The sequence below is a fragment of the Streptomyces sp. NPDC104371 genome (assembly GCF_055583785.1).
In genome coordinates, this window is record NZ_JBVJNF010000005.1 from 509,712 (window position 1) to 528,976 (window position 19,265).

General features: G+C 72.0%; 10 protein-coding genes. 4 read left to right on the plus strand and 6 right to left on the minus strand.

Going from position 1 to position 19,265, the window contains the following annotated elements; genetic code table 11:
* Positions 1-48: 48 nt before the first annotated feature.
* Positions 49-2,766, minus strand: a complete 2,718-nt coding sequence (locus ACZ60T_RS19225) for an AAA family ATPase (RefSeq protein ID WP_469666960.1) — start codon at positions 2,764-2,766, stop codon at positions 49-51.
* A gap of 358 nt (positions 2,767-3,124) precedes the next feature.
* The gene (locus ACZ60T_RS19230) at positions 3,125-3,334 is read right to left on the minus strand and encodes a hypothetical protein (RefSeq protein WP_469666961.1); all 210 of its coding nucleotides are present in this window, start codon (positions 3,332-3,334) and stop codon (positions 3,125-3,127) included.
* 295 nt (positions 3,335-3,629) lie between these two features.
* On the opposite strand from ACZ60T_RS19230, the gene ACZ60T_RS19235 reads away from it, so the two are divergent.
* The 4 genes from ACZ60T_RS19235 to ACZ60T_RS19250 all read left to right on the plus strand — a co-directional run bounded on the left by ACZ60T_RS19235 (position 3,630) and on the right by ACZ60T_RS19250 (position 6,680).
* On the plus strand, positions 3,630-4,397 hold the full coding sequence (locus ACZ60T_RS19235) for an AfsR/SARP family transcriptional regulator (protein WP_365623127.1): 768 nt from the start codon (positions 3,630-3,632) through the stop codon (positions 4,395-4,397).
* 37 nt (positions 4,398-4,434) lie between these two features.
* A complete protein-coding gene (locus ACZ60T_RS19240; RefSeq protein ID WP_469666962.1) occupies positions 4,435-5,220 on the plus strand; it encodes a thioesterase II family protein in 786 nt (261 codons plus the stop codon).
* Positions 5,221-5,406: 186 nt separating this feature from the next.
* Positions 5,407-6,432, plus strand: a complete 1,026-nt coding sequence (locus ACZ60T_RS19245; RefSeq protein ID WP_469666963.1) for a ketoacyl-ACP synthase III family protein — start codon at positions 5,407-5,409, stop codon at positions 6,430-6,432.
* Entirely contained in the window at positions 6,429-6,680 is a 252-nt protein-coding gene (locus ACZ60T_RS19250) for a phosphopantetheine-binding protein (RefSeq protein WP_365623121.1), read from the plus strand. The genes ACZ60T_RS19245 and ACZ60T_RS19250 overlap by 4 nt, the downstream gene beginning before the upstream one ends.
* Positions 6,681-6,788: 108 nt before the next feature.
* Here the strand turns inward: ACZ60T_RS19250 and ACZ60T_RS19255 are convergent, their stop codons facing one another.
* The 4 genes from ACZ60T_RS19255 to ACZ60T_RS19270 all read right to left on the minus strand — a co-directional run bounded on the left by ACZ60T_RS19255 (position 6,789) and on the right by ACZ60T_RS19270 (position 19,149).
* A complete protein-coding gene (locus tag ACZ60T_RS19255) occupies positions 6,789-7,373 on the minus strand; it encodes a TetR/AcrR family transcriptional regulator (protein ID WP_365623119.1) in 585 nt (194 codons plus the stop codon).
* Between the two features lie 117 nt (positions 7,374-7,490).
* The gene (locus tag ACZ60T_RS19260; protein WP_469666964.1) at positions 7,491-9,104 is read right to left on the minus strand and encodes a DHA2 family efflux MFS transporter permease subunit; all 1,614 of its coding nucleotides are present in this window, start codon (positions 9,102-9,104) and stop codon (positions 7,491-7,493) included.
* A 213-nt stretch (positions 9,105-9,317) separates the two neighbouring features.
* Positions 9,318-10,352 carry a ketoacyl-ACP synthase III family protein gene (locus tag ACZ60T_RS19265; protein ID WP_469666965.1) on the minus strand — a complete coding sequence of 345 codons (1,035 nt, stop codon included), beginning with the start codon at positions 10,350-10,352 and terminating at the stop codon, positions 9,318-9,320.
* 70 nt (positions 10,353-10,422) lie between these two features.
* Positions 10,423-19,149 carry an SDR family NAD(P)-dependent oxidoreductase gene (locus tag ACZ60T_RS19270; RefSeq protein WP_469666976.1) on the minus strand — a complete coding sequence of 2,909 codons (8,727 nt, stop codon included), beginning with the start codon at positions 19,147-19,149 and terminating at the stop codon, positions 10,423-10,425.
* Positions 19,150-19,265 lie beyond the last annotated feature (116 nt).

The following is a 19,265-nucleotide window of genomic DNA, read 5'->3' on the forward strand; positions in this document are numbered from 1 at the left end:
TCACAGCCCGGCGTGCTCGGTCACGACAGCCCAGGAGAAGAGGAGGGTTCAGGCGCTCTCGGGAAGATTCAGTGCGAGGTCCTCGCGTCGGGAGATGCCGAGCTTCCGGTACACGCGGGTCAGATGCTGTTCCACCGTGCTGACCGTGATGAACAGGGTGGCGGAGATCTCACGGTTGGTCAGGCCGCGCGATGCCAGGACGGCGACGCGCAGTTCGGAGGTGCTCAGTTCGGACGGGGTGGTCGACGGCGGCCCCGGCCAGGCGGGTCCGGGGGTGCGTTGCTGAGGGATGGCGCCCTGGGAGCGCAACTCCTGCTTCAGCGGCAGCGCATGGCATTCGTCGGCCAGCGCGGAGGCCGCCTGCCGCATGGCCACGGCGCGCTGGCGCAGGTTGAGTTGCTCGAAGGTCTGGGTGAAGCAGACGTAGGCGCGGGCCAGTTCGTACCGGTCGCCGGAGAGCTGGAGCAACTCGATGGCGCGGTAGAGCAGGGGCGGGCGGGCACCGGGGTGGGCCATCTCGGCGCGCAGCCGCAGAATGGCTCCGGACGTACGGGAGTTGGCGGTCGACCCCGCCTTCGCCTGTTCGGTGAGGAGGTGCTCGGCGTGCTCGCGCTCGCCCACCCGTAGCGCGGCCTCGGCGGCGACCAGCCGCCAGGGCAGCAGGGCGGGGTTGTCGATGCCCCAACTGGCCGCCAGGCGGCCGATGGAGCGGAAGTCGTCCAGGGCTTCGTGCAGACTGCCTGTGGCGAGATAGAACCGGCCACGCGCGGAGAGGTATCCCAAGCCGTTGACGGTGCCGAAGAGATGGGAGGGCATGGGCTGGTCGAGGAGATGTGAGGCGGCCACGTACTGCCCCATGCCGGTGTGCGCGAGGATCTGCAGCGAGCGCGCGCCCACGCCGATCATGCTGGTGGGTGACTCCTGCGCGACGCGGGCCGCCAGGGACTGCGCCACCGGCAGATTGCCCTGGAACAGCGCGATCTCCGCTTGCAGGACGAGGAAGATGAGTTCCCAGCCGACCACGTTGCGGTACTCCGCCTCCTGGAGCAGCCGGTGGGCCCACTCCCGCGCTTCGGCGACCCGGTCGGTGAAGGTGAGCACCTTGATCGCGTTGGCGAGGGCGGGGATCAGGGCGTCGGTGAGCGGGCTGGTCTCCAGGAGCCGTGCGGCGGCTTCGGCCTGCGGCAGACCACCGGGCGACCACAGCGGTGTGGCGACGAGCAACGCCGGTTCGCCGAGCGGCAGCGCACCCGAGTCGTCCTCCTCCGTGGTCTTGGTGTGCGGCAGGCCGACCAGGGCCGACCACATGGTGGCCGCGTGCGTCTTGATCCTGCTGACGGCCGGCCGCTCGTCCTTGAGGCCCAGAACGTTCAGCGCGTCCTCGGCCCGGCCGTTCAACAGCAGGGAGTTGACGAGGAGTTCGCTGTCCGCGGTGAAGGAGGAGCCGGCGAGCGCGGCGGACACGGCCACGGTCAGATGCTCCTCGGCGGCGGCCGGGTCGACGCGCGAGGCGACGACGGCGAGGCGCGCGGCGAGCCGGGACCGCGCGCGCTCGTCGGTCCACGCGCGTAACGCGAAGTCGAGTAACTCCAGTGCGGTGTGGGCGTCGTCGCGTTCGAGGGCCCGCTGGGCGGCGGCCTCCAGTACGGGCAACTGCCAGTCGGCGTCGAGGGCGCCGGACCGGACCAGGTGCCCGGCCGCCGCGGCGTCCGCGCCCTTGTTGTGCAGCAACTGAGCGGTCCGGCCGTGGAGTTGGGCGCACAGCTCCGGATCGGCGTCGTCCAGGATCAGGGTGGCCGCCGCGCTGTGCGAGAAGTGGAGGCCGCGGACGAGACCGCCGTCCTCCAGGGTCTGCAGGCTCTTGGCGACGGCCGCCTTGGGGGCCGACAGCAGGAGCGCGAGCAGTGGCAGCGAGGCGTCGGCGCCGAGTACGGCCAGGGCGACGGCGACGCTCTGCGCGAAGCTCCCCGCGCGCCGTACACAGGCCAGGAAGGCCTGGTCGAACGCGCCCCCGACCTGGGGGCGCAAGGGGCCCGCACCGGTCGGCTCGCCGCCTGACAGGTCGCGGTGGTCCTCGACGGCGGCCTGTACGAGTACGGGGTTGCCGTTGGTGATCGCGAGGAACTTGTCGACCAGCGATCGCGGGGCGGACCGGCCCGTGCAGTGGGCCAGCGCCATGGCCACCTCACCGCGTCCCCAGCGGCGCAGCCGGATGTGGTCGGCCCAGGGCAGGCGCAGCAGGCTGTTCCGGGAGTACCGGGCGTGCGGGAGGTCGAAGGTGCAGGCGGACAGCAGGAAGACGACGGCGTCGTCGCGCAGTTGGTGCACCACGTGGAGCAGCACGTCCAGGGACGCCCGGTCCATGTCGTCGATGTCGTCGAGCGCGATGACCGCCGGACCACCGCTTACCAGTTCGACGAAGCAAGCGAGGGCGGCACGTCGGACGGCGGCCGAAGCCTGCGGGGAAGCGTTCTTGTCGAGGGCGCGCCCGAGGCGGTCCCGGGCCTCGGCCGACAGGTCCGGGAGCTCGGCGAGTTCGCGCAGCGCGTCCAGGGACTGACCGGAAGTGCGGGCAAGCGTGTAGAGACGGTGGGCGGTTGCTCCTCGGGCCCGCGCCCGTTCCACGGCGGAGTCCAGCAGCGTGCTCTTGCCGCAGCCGGGCGGTCCCTGGACCAGGAACAGACTTCCGACGCCTCGTGTGACGCGGGCGAACGCGGAGTCCAGCCGCTCCATGTCCGCTTCCTTGCCGATCAGCTTCGCGATCATACTTCCCCCCCCGGGTCGTGAAACTTACGGTGTGGCCAAGCTCTTTCCGTATCGGTTGTTCTCGTGGACCACAGGCCGACTGCGACCGTACTCGGACCGGGATGTGGTCGAACGGTCGGCGTCAAGGCGCAACGTGGCGATCAGGGATGCCGTGATCGTCCGCGGCAGGGGCGTCCGTGCCGCGGCCACGGCCGGTGTCTCCTCGGGCGGCCGTCCTGCCGACACCACGGGTTGGCCGATTCCTTGTCACCGTGGCCGGGAACGCGGGCGGTGACGGCATGGGCCGACGGCGTCAGGAGCGGTGCGGTGACAGTGACGGCGGGCGGCGTCTTCTCCACCTTCGTGGCGCGATAGTGCACTAGCGAGCCGATCGGTCCTCCTTGTTGGGGAAACGGTTGTCGAACTTCCGGGGAGAGACGCCGACTTGGGTCGCGATGCCGCTGACGGCGATGTTCTCGAGGTCCCGCTCGGCGGTGAGGTGGAGGGCCGCCCTGCCGAGGGCGGAGTGACGGGCGAGTGCCAGGCGTTGACGTAGGCCTGACTCCCCAAACGTACTGATGCCTGCCATGGCGCGATCGTAGCAATCGGCTACGTCCCCCGCACTGTTTGCGAGATGCGTTGATGCCGAATCCGGAAGCAGACGTTACGTTCTGCGGTTGGCTGGATGCCTACAGTCCTCGATTTCCCGTAAGCGCCAGCGATTTGACCATGTCTTGGGTCAGCCTTGCGAAGAACTTGGTTCACCTTTGCAGGAATTAGGGGTGATAGGGGTAACGGTAGGGGGCGCTCGCAGCCCATCTCGCGCCTCTGCCCTGCATAGGCTGCCAGCACAGGACGCAGAGCTGACATGGGGGAAATTAGTGATGCGGTACGAGATGCTGGGCTCCCTGCATGTGGTCGACGACGCCATGGGCGAATCGGTGGCCATGGGCCGCAAGGCGGAGACACTTCTGGCTGTTCTCCTGGTCAGGGCGGGCCAGGTCGTCTCCACCGATGAACTGATCAGCGAGCTGTGGAACGGCGCGGCCCCGCGCCGGGCCACCGCCGCCTTACACGTCTATGTCTCCCAGATCCGCAAGGGCCTGCCCCGCAAGGAGAACGGGGACAGCCCCGTCGTGACGCGCCAGGGCGGGTATCTGCTGCGCACCGAGCGCGGCGAGGTCGACGCGGACGAGTTCCTCGCGCTGGTCGACCGCGCCCGGACGAGCTACCGCGAAGGCCGTCATGAGGGGGTCGTCGACGCCTGCGCCAAGGCCCTGGAGCTGTGGCGCGGGCCCGCGCTCGGTGAACTCATCGAAGGGCCCGTGCTGTTCGCGCACGCCGCCTGGCTGGAGGAGACCCGGCTCGAGTGCCTCGAACTGATGATGGAGGCCAGCCTGGCGCTCGGCCGCCATCGGCAGGTGGTGGGCCACTTGCAGAGCCTGGTGGTCAAGTACCCCTTGCGCGAGACGTTCTACCAGTTGCTGATGACGGCTCTGTACCGCTGCGACCGCCAGGCCGAGGCGCTCCAGGTGTACCGGCTCGCCTCCCGGCATCTGAACGAGGAGATCGGTATCGAACCCTGCCGTGCGCTCAAGGAGTTGCACGAGGCGATCCTCGTCGGCGACCGGCTCGCGTTCAGCGCGGCCTGACCCCTGTTGCTAGGAAGACCCACACGAGGACGGTGCCGTGACCGACATCAACGAGACGAAGCAAGGCGGGTCCGCCGCCGACGCGCGGAGTTCCCTGTGGATCCGCCGGTTCCACCCGTCGCCCGAGCGCCGTATGAGGCTGCTCTGCCTGCCGCACGCGGGCGGCGCGGCACCCGCGTTCCACGCGCTGTCCAAGGCGCTGAACCCGGACATCGAGGTCCTCGCCGTCCAGTATCCGGGCCGCCAGGACCGCCGCGACGAACCGATGACCGACGACGTCGCCTCGCTCGCCGACGGGATCGTACGCGCCCTGACGCCCTGGACGTCCGAGCCCTTCGCCGTGTTCGGGCACAGCATGGGCGCCGTGGTCGGGTTCGAGGTGGTACGGCGTCTGGAGCGGCAGGGCGTGCGGCCCGTCGCGCTGTTCGCCTCGGGGCGCCGGGCCCCCGGCCGGTACCGGCCCGACCGGGTTCATCTGCTGGACGACGCGGGTCTGGTCGAGGAGATCCGCTCGCTCGACGGCACGGACACCCGGGTGTTCGACAACGAGGAGCTGCTGAGCCTCGTCCTGCCGGTGATCCGCGGCGACTACCGGGCCATCGAGACGTACACCTGCCCGCCCGACGCCGTGGTCGACTGCCCGACGGAGGTGCTGGTGGGCGAGACCGACAGCCATGTCACCCGCGCCGAGGCGCTGGCGTGGGGCGAACACACCACCGCCGGTGCCGAGGTGACGTACTTCCCCGGCGGCCACTTCTATCTGTCCGAGCAGTTCGAGGGCGTGGCCCGGGTGGTCCGCGAGCGGCTCGCCGTCCACGCCTGACGCACGGCCCGGACCGGCGTCTGAAGGATTCCGCAAGGTCCGCCTAAGACCTGGCTGACACGATGCCCGGCGGGCCGTGGACCACCCCCGACGCGGCCCGTCCGCGCCGCGTACGCGCAGTGTCCGTACGGTCTGTGCGCCGCGTCTGTACTTCGTCGAACCCCTTGATATCCAGGAAGGCTGCCAATGAGGGTGGAGGACATCTTCCTCGCCGGAATCGCGACACACCTGCCGGAGCGCGTCACCACCGAGGAGGCGGTGCGACAGGGCTGGTACGACGCCGACCAGCGGGAGACCAGCGGCATGCTCTCGGTGGCGGTGGGCGGGGACATGCCGGCCCCCGACATGGCGGTCGAGGCGGGCCGCCGGGCGCTCGAGCGCTCCGGTCACCGGCCCGACGAGATCGTGGGACTGCTGCACAGCCCGGTCCACCACCAGGGCCCGGAGGGCTGGTCGGCGGCCCACTACATCCTGCACCAGACCGTCGACCAGCCGGTCATGGCGCTGGAGATCAGGCAGGGCTGCCTGGGGATGCTGACATCGGTGCGCCTGGCGGCGAGTCTGCTGACCTCGCTGCCGGAGCCCGCCGCCGTCCTGCTGACCGCGGCGGACAACTTCAGCACGCCGAACGTCGACCGCTGGCGGGCCAGCACCCACTACCTGCTGGCCGACGGCGGCTCGGCCGTCGTGCTGTCCCGCAGGGCCGGTTTCGCCCGGCTGCTCGCGGTCGGGAACGTGTCGGCGCCCGAGGCGGAGATCCTGCACCGCGCCGGTGAGCCGATGTTCCCGCCCGGCCTCACCGTCGGCCGGAAGCTCGACATCGAGGCGCGCGCCCAGTACTGGCAGGAGCAGTGGGCCCAGGGGATCGCGCCGCCCACCTTCCACCTCGGCGATCTGGTGGTCGCCGCCGCCAAGAGCACCCTGGACGACGCGGGGCTGGACCTGTCCGACGTCTCCCGGGTCGTCGCCAGCGGAGTGGCGCACCCGCACGTCACCCAGGGCATCCTCGAACCGCTCGGCATCCCCGAGGCGCGCAGTACCTGGGAGTTCGCCCGGCGGCTGGGGCACGCCGGGGGCACGGACCAGATCGCCGGTCTGGAACACCTGCTGGAACGCGGCGAGTTGAGCCCCGGCGACCGGGTGCTCCTGGTGAGCGTCACGGTCGGCATGGAGGTCGGCTGCGCCGTCATCGAGATCGAGAGGATGCCATGAGCGATACCCCTACGACGACGCCGGTGACCCGTGAGTCGCTCCGCGAGACCGTCGCCGGGCTGCTGAACATCTCCGCCGCGGACATCGCCGACGACGCCAACCTCGCCCAACTCGGGCTGAAGTCGCTGCACTTGATGCAGCTCGTCAACGAGTGGCGCAGGGCCGGCCGCACCGTGGGCTTCCGGGACCTGTCCGCCGAGCCCACGATCGAGGCCTGGGCGAAGTACCTCGGCGAGGCCGGGGCCTGAACACGGGGGCACCCGCCGACCGCGCTGTCCGGGTCGGCGGGTGCCGCATGTCCGCTGTCGGGCTGCCGGGGGTTGATCGTCCCGTCGGCACCGGCTGTCGGCGTACGGCTACTCGATGGCCGGAGTGATCATCTCCAGGGCCTCGGCGACCAGGCCGATCAGATCGGGCTCGCCGTCCTGCTCGACCCAGTAGTAGAGGGCCTCGGCCACGGCGCCACCCACCAGGGCGGCCGCGACCCTGGTGCGCAGGGAGGGCCGGGCGTCCCGGGAGAAGAGCTGGGCCAACTGCTGGATGCTCTCCTGCGTACGCTGCTGGTGCAGAGCGCGCAACTCGGGGACGGAGGCGATCAGTTGGAAGCGGGCGAGCAGTCCCGCGCGCTCCTCGGGATCGGCGGTGCCACCGGCCCGCAATCCGGCGACGAGGGTGCGGACCGAGTCGGCCAGTGACTCGCCCGGCGGGGGAGGAGAGGCGAAGTCCAGGCCCTGATACCCGAGGGCGCCCGAGAGGACGAGGTCCTCCTTGGAGGAGTAGTAGCGGTAGAACGTCGTCGTGGAGATCTCCGACCGGGCCGCGATCTGCTCGACGGTGGTGGCTTCGTATCCCTGCTCCGCGAACAGCGCGAGCGCCTCGCGCTCCAGCGTCTGGCGCAGCCTGTGCTTCTTGAGCTCCCGTAGCCCCACGTTCTTCACCATGCAGTCTTCCGATCGCGCCGTTCCCCCGGGTTCCGCACCGGCCCGGACGGCGGAACGCGGCGACCACCTCCCGGCCGGGGGAATGTACCGGGAGGTGGAGCTATGGGCCGCGTTTGCTCAGTGGCTCGCGGGTTCCGGCCGCGGTGCGGCCGGGGCCGGAGTGGCGGAGTCGCGCCCGCGGACCGTCAGGCAGACTAGCGCGCCGACGATCAGCAGGCCGACGGGCAGCCAGAACACCGACCGCATCATCGACAGGAAGCTGTGCCCGAAGACCGACTCGGCCACCCGGGTCGCCTGCGCCAGCACCGCGGACGGCAGGTGCGCCACCACGACATGGACCGCGTCGGACCGGCCGCCGCCCGCCTGCACGCCGCCCTCCGCGGCCGACCGGAAGCCCTCGAGGAACGCCTTGCGGTGCTCGGCGGGCAGCGTGGCCGCCTGCCGCGCGACCTCGTCCGGGAGGTTCGCGGCGAGCCGGTTCTGCATCAGCGCGCCGACGGCCGCCGCGCCCACCACCGAACCGATCTGACGGACCGTGTTGTTGATGCCGGAGGCCGCACCGGCGAGCTGCGGCGGCACATGGCGCATGGCCTCGGTGGCCATCGGGGCCATCAGACAGCCGGCGCCCAGCCCGACGACGATCATCGGAAGCAGGAAGGTGTGCCACTGGCTGTCCGTCTCGGCGACCGCTCCGGTCAGATACAGGCCGATCGCGAAGGTCAGCAGACCGAACAGCAGGAGCCACTTGCCGCCGATCCGGTCCGACAGCTTGCCCGCCACCGGGCTGATGAGCAGGGTCGCCGCGGAGGAGGGCGCCATGACGAGTCCGGCGCGCAGCGCGGACATGCCGAGACCGGACTGGAGATAGAGGTTCAGCGGCACCATCAGGCCGATCAGGGCGAACGCGATGATCGACGCGATGACCGTCATGACGGCGAAGTTACGGGCGCGGAAGAGCGCGAACGGTACGAGTGGTTCTCCGCTCTGCCTGCTCTTCTGGTGCCACACGAAGACGCCGAGCAGGACGACTCCGCCGGCCAGCAGCGTCCAGATGCCGCCGTTCCAGTCGAAGCGCTCGCCCTCGTTGAGCGCGAAGGCGATACAGAACAGGGCGGCGGTCGCCAGGGCCACGCCGGTGAGGTCGAACTGGTGGGAACGGCCTGGCCGCATGTCGGGGATCGTGATGAAGCTGAGGATCAGGACGATCACGCCGATGGGCACGTTGACGAGGAAGATCCAGCGCCAGTCGAGCGTGTGCACGAGGAACCCGCCGAGGGTCGGTCCCGCGATGGTGGCCACGCCGCCGACGGCACCCCAGACGCCGAGCGCGGTGCCCCGGCGGTCGGCGGGGAACGTCGCCATGATCAGGGTCATCGTCTGCGGGACCAGCAGCGCCGCACCGATTCCCTGGACCGCGCGGGCGGCGATCAGCTCCGCGCCGTTCTGCGACAGCGCGCAGGCGAGGCTCGCCGCGGTGAAGAGGAGGATGCCCAGGACGTACAGCGTGCGCGGGCCCTTGAGGTCGCCGAGGCGGCCCGCCGTGATCAGCAGGGTGGCCAGCGCGAGGGCGTAGGCGTTGACGATCCATAACGCGGTGTCGAGGGACGCGTCGAAGTCGTCGATCAGGTTCGGCAGCGCAATGTTGACGATGGTCAGGTCGAGCAGGGTCATGAAGAAGCCGAGGGCCACGGTGAGGAGAACCGCCCACGGATTGCCGCGCCACGAGCGCATGCCTGCTGCCTCCCTTCCTTGATGAGCAGGGGACGAGTCGGGTCGGACGGCGCACCGAAGTGTGCCTCCCTCAAATTTGGGACACTGACCCAAGTTTGTCAATGGCAGATCTGGGTCAGTGTCCCGAAATTCGTCCCGAAGGTGCCTACGCCAAGGCCACGGACTCCCCGACGTGGAGGAGAGACAAGCGTCCTGATGGGCAATCAGCGCAGGTCAGCGCGCCCAGTCAGGCACCTCGCGGATCGTGAGCACGCACGCCGAGCAGATCCAGCCGGGCCCCTGCGAGGTGAGCAGCACATGGTCGCCGGGGGACAGCTCCCCCGTACACAGCAGATGCTCCAGGGAGATGACGGGATCGGCCGCGCCCACATGCCCGACCGTCCGGCCGAAGTCCCAGCTCGACCGGGACATCGGCAGCCCCAGCGGCGCCATCACCGAGAACTCCACCATCCGGCCGTCCAGGTTGATGGGGATCACCCGGGCCAGATCCGCCGCGTTCAGGCCCGCGTCGACGAGGGAGCGGCGCATGATGCCGGCCCCGAACTCGGTCAGGCTCTCCAGCGTGTCCGCCAGGGACATCTCGTTCTCGTTGAACCAGTCGAAGCGCTCGTTCACGTTGAACCCCATCGCGCCCGCGTCACCGGAGGGCACCAGCGGCTCCTGTCCCCGGTGCCAGCGCTCCAGCTTCGGCAGCGTGCCCGAGTTGATGGAACGCAGCTCGGCGAAGCCGCTCTCGCCCACCAGCACCGCCGCCCCGCCGTCGGACAGTACGTACGTCTGGCCGAAGTCGTTCCAGCGGTTCACCGAGGGGCTGCTGAAGTTCTGGGCCGTCGTCAGCAGGACGGCCTCGGCGCCCGCCGCCCCCGTCATCCGGCCCACCGCCGTCTCCAGGGCGGTGAGCATGCCGTTGCACCCCTGCCGCAGATAGAGGGACGCCGCGTCCTCCAGGTCCAGCTCGCGCAGGATGTAGCCGGGCGGGTAGGAGCCCTCCGGGCCCTGGTAGTAGATCCCGCTGTGCACCAGGCACTCGATCGCCTCGGGGTCCAGCGACGAGCGCTCCAGTGCGGTCCTTGCCGCCGAGACGGCCATGTCCAACGCCGGGGTCTCTCCGGCGACATGGGTGCCGGTCATGCCGGAGACCTTCCAGACCTCCTCGTCGTACAGGCCGTCCGCGACCGCCTGTTCCGCGCTCGCCCACTCGGGCAGGAAGACCCCGACCGAGTCCAGGAAGACACCTTCCGTACGCATTGCCGTGTTCTCCGATCAGTTGGTCAGCCGGTCAGTTGCCCCGTCGAGTCCGTCGAGTCCGTCGAGCGGTTCAGTAGTCGAGCAGCGCGTGCTTGAGATGGCCGGCCAGGGCTTCGGGCGTGCCGTGGTCGAACACCACCGCGGGCTGGAGCCGCAGTTCCGTGGCCGCGGCCAGCCGGTTGCGCATCTTCAGCGCGAGCAACGAGTCGAAGCCGAGGTCGCGCAGCCGCTGGTCCGGGCGGATCGCCCGGGACGAGTCGTGCCCCAGCACCTCCGTGATGCTGTCCAGGACCAGCCCCAGCAGCATCCGGTCGCGCTCCTCCTCGTCCAGCGACGCGAGCCGGTGGCGCAGGTCCGCGCGTTCCACGGGTGTGCTGCCCGCCGTCCTGCGGAACCGTCCGCGCACCAACTCCCGTAGCAACGGCTGAAGTTCACCGGTCACTGCCTGCTGTTCGAGGCGCGGGAACGCCAGCCGGGCGGCCACCGTCTCGGCCGGGCCGCCGAGCGCCGCGCCGAACAGCTCCAGCCCCTCGGCCGCGGAGAACTCCGCGATCTCCTGGGTCGACAGACCGGCGTCGTCCAGCCCCGCCGTCATGCCGCTGGTCTCCGCCCACAGCCCCCAGGCCACGGACACCGCGGGCAGCCCCTCGCCGCGGCGCTGCCGGGCCAGACCGTCCAGGAAGGCGTTGGCCGCGGCGTAGTTGGCCTGGCCCGCCGCCCCGATGACCCCGGCGAACGAGGAGAACAGGACGAAGGCGGCCAACTCGGTGTCCCGGGTCAGCTCGTGCAGGTTCAGCGCGCCCGTGACCTTGGGACGCAGCACGGCGTCCAGCCGCTCCGGCGTCAGCGAGGGCACGATCCCGTCGTCCAACACACCCGCCGTGTGCACCACCGCGGTCAGCGGATGCGCGGCGGGGATCCCCGCCAACAGCCCGGCGAGCGCCTCCCGTTCGGCGACATCGACCTGGGCTACGGTCGCCTCGGCACCCAACCCCTCGAGTTCCGCGATGAGTTCCGCTGCTCCGGGGGCCGCCGTACCGCGCCTGCTCGTCAGCACCAGCCGCCGCACCCCGGCCTCGGTCACCAGATGCCGGGCCACCAGCGCGCCGAGCGTGCCCGTACCGCCGGTGATCAGCACCGTGCCGTCCGCGGCCAACGCCGGTGCGCCCTCGGTCGGTTCGGCCCGCCGCAGCCGGGGCACCCGTACGACGCCCCGGCGCAGCGCCACCTGCGGCTCGGCCGCGGCGACGATCTTGGGCAGGGCACGCCAGGACGCCTTGGAGCCGTCGGTGTCCACGAGCACGATCCGCCCCGGGTTCTCGTTCTGGGCCGAACGGACCAGCCCCCACACGGCACTTGCCGCCAGGTCGTGGGGAACATCCAGCGCGTCGGTCGCGCCCCGGCTCAGTACCACCAACCGTGTCCCGTCCAGGCGGGGGTCGGCCAGCCAGCCCTGGATCGTGGCGAGGACCGTCCGGGTCTGCTCCCGCACGGCCTCGTCCACCGCGACGGAGGCCGCGGAGGCGCAGGTCAGCACGATCACATCGGGTACCTGGGCGCCCCCGTCCACATGGGCGGCCAGCGCGGGCAGGTCCTCATGGGCCTCGGAGTAGGTCCGTACGGACATGAGTCCGGACCGCGCGTTCAACGCGTCGGAGCCCAGCAGCGCCCAGTGCGCCGGTGCCGCCGCCCTGGCCCCGGATTCGCTCCAGCCGACCTGGAAGAGACCGTGCCGGGTGATGCCGCTCGCCGGACGCCCGGACACGGGACGCCGCTCCACGGCACCGGCCCGCAGCACCAACGCGCCCGTCGCGTCCGCCAGTACGGCCGGGCCGTCCGCGCGCAGCGCGACCCGTAGCACCGTGGCGCCCGTGGCGTGCAGCGACACATCCCGCCACACAGTCGGCGACTTTGCGCCCGCGTCCGGCAGGACATGCAGCGCGGCGTCCAGTAGCGCCGGATGCAGAGCGAACGCGTCACCCGCGCGGTCGGCGGGCAGCCGCACCTCCGCGAAGACCTCCTCGCCGCGCCGCCAGGCCGCGGTGACCAGGGCGAACGACGGCCCGTAGGCGTGACCGGCCGCCCGCAGCCCCGCGTAGATCTCCTCGCCCGGCACCGCTTCCGCTCCGGCGGGCGGCCAGGTCTCGACCGCCGCGGCGGTGGCAGACGTGTCGTCGTCGGCCGTCAGCGTCCCCACCGCATGGCAGGTCCACGGCGCCCGACTGCCCTGGTCCTCGGGCCGCCCGTAGATCCGCACCGGCCGTACCCCGGACGCGTCACCCTCCGGTACGACGACCCGGAGCTGGATCGCGCCCCGCTCCGGGAGCTCCAGCGGGGCCTCCACGGTCAACTTGCCGATCCTGCTCAGCCCGGCGAGATCACCGGCGCGCAGCGCCATCTCGACCAGCGCCGAGGACGGCAGCAGCAGCCGCCCGTCGATCCGGTGGTCCGCCAGCCAGTTGTGCTCGGCCCGCGAGACCGCACCCGTGAGCAGCACCTCCGCCGAGCCGGGCACATCGACCTCGGCCTTCAGGAACGCGTGCGCGGTGTCGTCCAGACCGGCCCCGGACACCCGGCCCACGCCCGAGGAAGGCGGCAGCCAGTACGTCCGGTGCTGGAACGGGTACGTCGGCGGTACGGCGAGGTGCTCACCGGGCGCGGGGTGCGGCCAGCGCACCGGCAGCGCGGTGGTGTGCAGGGCCGCGGCGGTGCCCAGGAACGCGCGGTACCCGCCCCGTTCGCGGTGCACGCTCGGGGTGAGATGCGCCGCGACCGTGCCGTGCGCGTCGACGGTCTCCGCGAGCACCGTGGTCAGCACCGGGTGCGGCGAGCACTCGACGAAGCGCGTGTGCCCGTCCTCGAGCAGCCGCGTCACCGTCGCCTCGAACTCCACGGGGTTGCGCAGGTTGCGGTACCAGTACGCGGCGTCCAGCGTCGCCGGGTCCTCGGGACGCGCGGTCACCGTGGAGTACAGCGGCGTACCGCCGGACTTCGGCGCGATCCCGTCGAGCAGCCGCAGCAGGTCGTCCCGGAGCCCCTCGACATGCGGGGAGTGCGAGGCGTACGACACCGGGATCAGCCGCGACCGTACGTCCTCGGGCAGACTCGCGCGGAACTCCTCCAGGGCGGCCGTCGCGCCGGTCACGACCGTGGACGTCGGGCTGTTGGCGATGCCCACGCACAGCGCCTCCGCCCAGGGGCTCAGCAGCTCCGCGACCCGCTCGGCGGGCAGCGCCACCGACAGCATCCCGCCGCTGCCGTCGAGTCCGGCCAGCAACTGGCTGCGCAGCACCACGATCCGCGCCGCGTCGTCCAGGCTCAGCGCCCCGGCGACACAGGCGGCGGCGACCTCGCCCTGCGAGTGCCCGACCACCGCGTCCGGGGCCACACCATGGGCCCGCCACAGCTCCGCGAGCGCGATCATCATGGCCAGCAGCGCGGGCTGGACCACCTCCGTGTCGACCAGCAGGCCCCGGTCCATCCCCTCGGGGTCTTCGGTCAGCAGCAGTTCACGGATCCGCGGCGCCCGGTCCGTGTAGGCGGAGATCGCGTTCAGGCACTCCTCCAACCGGTCCCGGAACGCGGGTACTTCACGCCACAGGGACGCGGCCATGCCCGCCCACTGCGCGCCCTGACCGGGGAAGACGAACACGACCTTCCCCGCGTCCTCCTCGGAGCCGGTCCGCGCGCTGCCGGTGACGACCGCGGCGTCGGGTGTGCCCTGCGCCAACGCGGTCAGCGCGGCGACGGCCTGCTCCCGGTCCTCGGCCAGCACCACGGCCCGGTGCTCGAACACGGTACGGGCCGCCAGTGCCGCCCCCACCTGGGCCAGCGGCTCCTCGGGATGAGCGGTGACATGGTCGGCCAACCGCCGTGCCGCCTCCGCCACCGCTTCAGGGCTGCGTGCCGACAGCGCGAGCGCGGTCGGACCCGACGGCAGACCGTCGTCCTCCTCGCCCGTCACCGGCTCGACGGCGGGCGGCTCCTGAAGGATCAGATGGGCGTTGGTGCCGCTGATCCCGAACGAGGAGATGCCCGCCCGGCGCGGCCGGTCGCCGCGCTGCCACGGCCGCGCCTTCGTGAGCAGGTCCAGACCGCTCGTCTCCCACTCCACGTGCGGAGTCGGGACCTCCGCGTGCAGCGTGGCCGGCAACTGCTCGTGCTCCAGCGCCAGCAGCATCTTGACCAGACCGATCGGACCGGCCGCGGCCTGCGCGTGACCGAGGTTGGACTTCACCGAGCCCAGCACGAGCGGCCGTTCGGCGGCCCGGTGCCGCCCGTACGCGGTCGCCAGGGCGTTCGCCTCGATCGGGTCGCCCAGCGTCGTGCCGGTGCCGTGCGCCTCGACCGCGTCGACGTCGTCGGGCGTCAACCCGGCATGCGCCAGGGCCCGGTCGATCACCCGCTGCTGCGCGAGCCCCGAAGGAGCCGTGAGCCCGTTGGAGGCACCGTCCTGATTGACCGCCGAACCGGCGAGGACACCCCGGATCCGATGGCCGCGGGCCACGGCGTCCGACAGCCGCTCCAGGACGACCACGGCCGCCCCCTCCGCCCAGCCGGTTCCGTCCGCGTCCGCGGCGAACGCGCGGCAGCGGCCGTCCGGCGCCAACCCGCGCTGCCGCGAGAACTCCATGAACAGACCCGGCGAGGCCAGCACCGACACACCACCGGCCAACGCCATGGCGCACTCACCGTTCCGCAGCGCCCCGGCGGCCTCGTGCACGGCCACCAGACCCGAGGAACACGCCGTGTCCACCGTGACCGCGGGCCCTTGCAGGCCCAGCAGATAGGACACACGACCGGAGATCACGCTCGTGGTCCGGCCGGTGAGCAGCATGCCGTCGAGACCCTCCGGCGGCTGGTGCATGGCCGAGCCGTACTCCTGCGCGATCGCGCCGACGAACACACCCGTGTCCGTGCCGCGCAGCGTCGTCGGGTCGACACCGGAATGCTCCAGCGCCTGCCACGCCGTCTCCAGCAGCACCCGCTGCTGCGGGTCCATGGCAAGCGCCTCACGGGGCGAGATACCGAAGAACTCGGCGTCGAACCCGCCCGGTTCACGCAGGAACGCACCGGACCGGGTGTACGTCTTGCCGGACTGCGACGGGTCGGGATCGAAGATGCCCGCCAGGTCCCAGCCCCGGTTGTCCGGCAACTCCCCTACGACATCCCGGCCTTCGGCGAGCAGCTCCCAGAACTCCTCCGGCGAGGAGACGTCCCCCGGCAGGCGGCAGCCGAAGCCGACGACCACGATCGGGTCGTCCGCCGTGGTACGGGCCGCGGGTACGGAGGCACGGACGGGCTCCACCACGGCGGGCGCCGTGCCGAGCAACTCCTCGCGCAGATGCCGTTGCAGCTCCGCCGGGCTCGGATGGTCGAACACCACCGTGCTGGGCAGCCTGAGCCCCGTCGCCTCGTTCAGCCGGTTGCGCAGCTCGACCGCCGACAGGGAGTCGAAGCCCAACTCCCGGAACGCGCCGTCGAATCGGATCGCGGAGGCGTCGGCGTGCCCGAGCACCACCGCCGCGTGCGAGCGGACCAGCTCCGTCAACAGCCGCTGCTGCTCCGCCTCGTCCAGCGCCGTCAGCCGCTGCGCCAGGCTCGGACCGCCCTCCGGGGCGCTACCGACCGCCGCGCCGCGCCGGGCGGGCGCACGGAGCAGCCCGGACAGTACGGCGGGCCGGGCGGAGCCGGGCCGGGCCGCGGTGTCGATACGCGCGGGCACGAGCGCCGCCTCGTCCCGGGTGAGCGCGGCGTCGAACAGGGCCAGCCCTTCGTCCGTGGGCAGGGGCAGCAGACCGGAGCGCGCCATACGGGCCACATCGGCGCCCGCCAGCTCGTCGGTCATCCCGCTGCGCTGCTCCCAGAACCCCCACGCCAACGACACCGCGGGCAGCCCGAGTTCGCGGCGGTGCGCGGCGAGCGCGTCGAGGAACGCGTTGGCCGCCGCGTAGTTGCCCTGGCCCGCGTTGCCCAGGACGGCGGCGACCGACGAGAACATCACGAACGCGGCCAGATCAGAGGTGAGTTCGTGCAGGTTCCACGCGGCGTCCACCTTCGGCCGCAACGCCGCCGCGAGCTGATCGGGCGTCAGCGTCGCCACCACGCCGTCGTCCAGCACACCGGCCGCGTGCACCACGGCGGTCAGCCGGTGCTCCGCCGGAACGGTGGCCAGCAGCGCGGCCAGGTCCTCGCGGACCGCGGCGTCGCAGGCCACGACCTCGACCCGGGCGCCCAGCCCGGTCAACTCCTCGACCAGCTCGGTGACTCCGTCCGCGTCCGCACCGCGCCGACTGGTCAACAGCAGGTGCCGGACGCCGTGTTCGGTGACCAGATGCCGGGCCAGCAGACCGCCGAGCGTGCCGGTCCCGCCGGTCACCAGGACCGTACCCTCGGGGTCCCAGGCCACCGGCACCGTCAGCACGATCTTGCCGATGTGCCGGGCCTGGCTGAGGAACCGCAGCGCCTCGGGGGCCCGGCGGATGTCCCAGGAACGCGACGGCAGATGAGTGAGGCGGCCCGCGTCGAACAGGGCCACGACCTCGGTGAGGATCCGCTGGATCAGGTCCGGCTCCTCGGCGGTCACCGCGATCAGGTCGAACGGCCGGTAGCCGACCCCGGCATGCTCACGGGCCAGCGCGTCGGTGTCCCGCAGATCCGTCTTGCCCATCTCCACGAACCGGCCGCCGTGCGGCAGCAGTCGCAGGGACGCGTCCACGAACTCCCGGGCGAGACTGTTCAGTACGACATCGACGCCCTGCCCCTCGGTCGCCGTCAGGAAGCGGTCCGCGAACTCCACGTCCCGCGACGAGGCGATGTGCGCGTCGTCCAGACCGCTCGCGCGCAGCACGTCCCACTTGCCCGCACTCGCCGTGCCGAAGACCTCCGCGCCCAGCGCCTGGGCGAGTTGGACGGCGGCCATGCCGACACCGCCGGCCGCCGCGTGCACCAGGACCGACTCGCCCTCGCGCAGACCGGCCAGCTCCCGCAGACCGTAGAAGGCGGTGGCGAAGGCGACCGGTACCGCGGCTCCCTGCTCGAAGCTCCAGCCGTCCGGTATCCGCACCACGAGCCGGTGATCCACGACCGCGGTGGTCCCGAACACACCGGGCAGCACGCCCATGACCCGGTCGCCGGACGCCACCGCGGTCACCGCGGAGCCCACCTCCACGACCACGCCCGCGCCCTCGGCGCCGGTCTCCGCGGCACCCGGATACATGCCCAACGTGATCAGCACATCACGGAAGTTGAGGCCCAGCGCCCGTACCGCGATCCGTACCTCGTCCGCGCCGAGCGCACGCTCCGCCCGGCCGTCCGGGAGCAACTCCAGGGCTTCCAGCGTCTGTTGACCGGAGGAGCCCAGCCGCCACGGACCGGCCGCGGGCGGCGTGAGCAGGTCGCCGGGGGAGACGCGGGTCAGCCGGGGCACCCGTACGGTCCCCTCCCGCAGCGCCACCCGCGGCTCGTCCAGGGTGAGCGCCGCCGACAGCGCGTCCGCCGACCGCGTGTCGTCATCGACGTCGACCAGCAGGAACCTGCCCGGGTTCTCCGTCTGCGCCGAGCCCAGCAGCCCGGACAGCGGAGCGGCCACCAGATCATGGACATCGGGACCCGTCGCGCCCCGCGTCAGCACCACGAGCCGCGACCCGGCCAGCCGTTCGTCCGTCAGCCAGCTCTGAACGAGCGCGAGCACCTCCGCGGTCAACTCCCGTGCGTCGGCGGCCGGTGACGTCGAGACCCCGCCCGCACACTGCACGACCACCGTGTCCGGAACGGCCGCCCCGCACGCCAACGCGTCGGTCAGCGCCGCCAGATCGGCATAGCGGCCCGCGACAGCCGAGCCCGGCAGGCCCAGCACGTCGTCGCCCACCAGCACCGGCGCGCACACCTGCTCGGGCAGCGCCCGCTCTGTCCAGGCGACGCGGTAGAGGGAGTCCGCCCCCGGCCGGGCCAGCCCGGCGGCGTCCACCGGGCGGAAGACCAGCGTGCCCGCGGAGGCGACCTGGGCCCCGGTGGGATCGGCCACGGTGACGGACATCGCGTCCGGTCCGGCCGGTGACAGCGACACCCGCAGGGCCGTCGCACCCGTGGCGTTCAGCCGCACATCACGCCACGCGAAGGGCAGCCACACCCGACCGTCGTCCGGGACCAGACCGCCCAGCCGGAACCCGTGCAACGCCGCGTCGAGCAGCGCCGGATGCAGACCGAAGCCGTCCGCGTGCCGGTCCGGGTCCAGGGTCACCTCCGCGAACACCTCGTCCTCGCGCCGCCAGGCGGCCGTGAGCCCGGCGAACACCGGCCCGTACGCATACCCCGCGTCCCGGAACGTGTCGTACAGCCCGGAGACGTCCACCGGCCGCGCGCCCTCCGGCGGCCAGATCCCGAGATCGGCGCCGTCGGTCTCGTCGGCGGGCACCAGCGTGCCCGAGGCGTGCACCGTCCACGGCGTGTCGCCGCCGGAGGTGCGGGCGTGCACGGTCATACGGTGCCGGCCCGTGTCGTCCGCCCGCGTGGCCTCGGCCCGCAACTGCACGGCCTGCCCCGGTACGAGCACCAGCGGGGCGTGCAGCGTGAGTTCCTCCACCCGGTCGCACCGCACCTCGTCGGCCAGCCGCAGCGCCATGTCGACGAACGCGGTACCCGGCAGCAGGACGGTCCCGGCGACCGCGTGGTCCGCGAGCCAGGGATGGTCCTCCAACGACAGGCGCCCGGTGAGCGCCACCCCGTCGGCGGCCGGCAGCTCCACGGCGGCGTTGAGGAACGGATGCTGCGCCGCCCGCAGCCCGGCACCCGCCAGATCGAGGTCCTGTCCCTTGGCGTTGAGCCAGTGGGTGGTGTGTTGGAAGGGGTAGGTGGGGGGTGGTGTGTGGGGGGTGTGGGTGGTGGGGGTGGGGTGGTGCCAGGTGAGGGGGG

Bases quoted from the DNA above. Each gene is read 5' to 3' on its own strand.
- ACZ60T_RS19245 (WP_469666963.1), top strand. From the start codon at position 5,407: ATGAGGGTGGAGGACATCTTCCTCGCCGGAATCGCGACACACCTGCCG.
- ACZ60T_RS19235 (WP_365623127.1), top strand. From the start codon at position 3,630: ATGCGGTACGAGATGCTGGGCTCCCTGCATGTGGTCGACGACGCCATG.
- ACZ60T_RS19255 (WP_365623119.1), bottom strand. From the start codon at position 7,373: ATGGTGAAGAACGTGGGGCTACGGGAGCTCAAGAAGCACAGGCTGCGC.
- ACZ60T_RS19250 (WP_365623121.1), top strand. From the start codon at position 6,429: ATGAGCGATACCCCTACGACGACGCCGGTGACCCGTGAGTCGCTCCGC.
- ACZ60T_RS19265 (WP_469666965.1), bottom strand. From the start codon at position 10,352: ATGCGTACGGAAGGTGTCTTCCTGGACTCGGTCGGGGTCTTCCTGCCC.
- ACZ60T_RS19260 (WP_469666964.1), bottom strand. From the start codon at position 9,104: ATGCGCTCGTGGCGCGGCAATCCGTGGGCGGTTCTCCTCACCGTGGCC.
- ACZ60T_RS19230 (WP_469666961.1), bottom strand. From the start codon at position 3,334: ATGGCAGGCATCAGTACGTTTGGGGAGTCAGGCCTACGTCAACGCCTG.
- ACZ60T_RS19225 (WP_469666960.1), bottom strand. From the start codon at position 2,766: ATGATCGCGAAGCTGATCGGCAAGGAAGCGGACATGGAGCGGCTGGAC.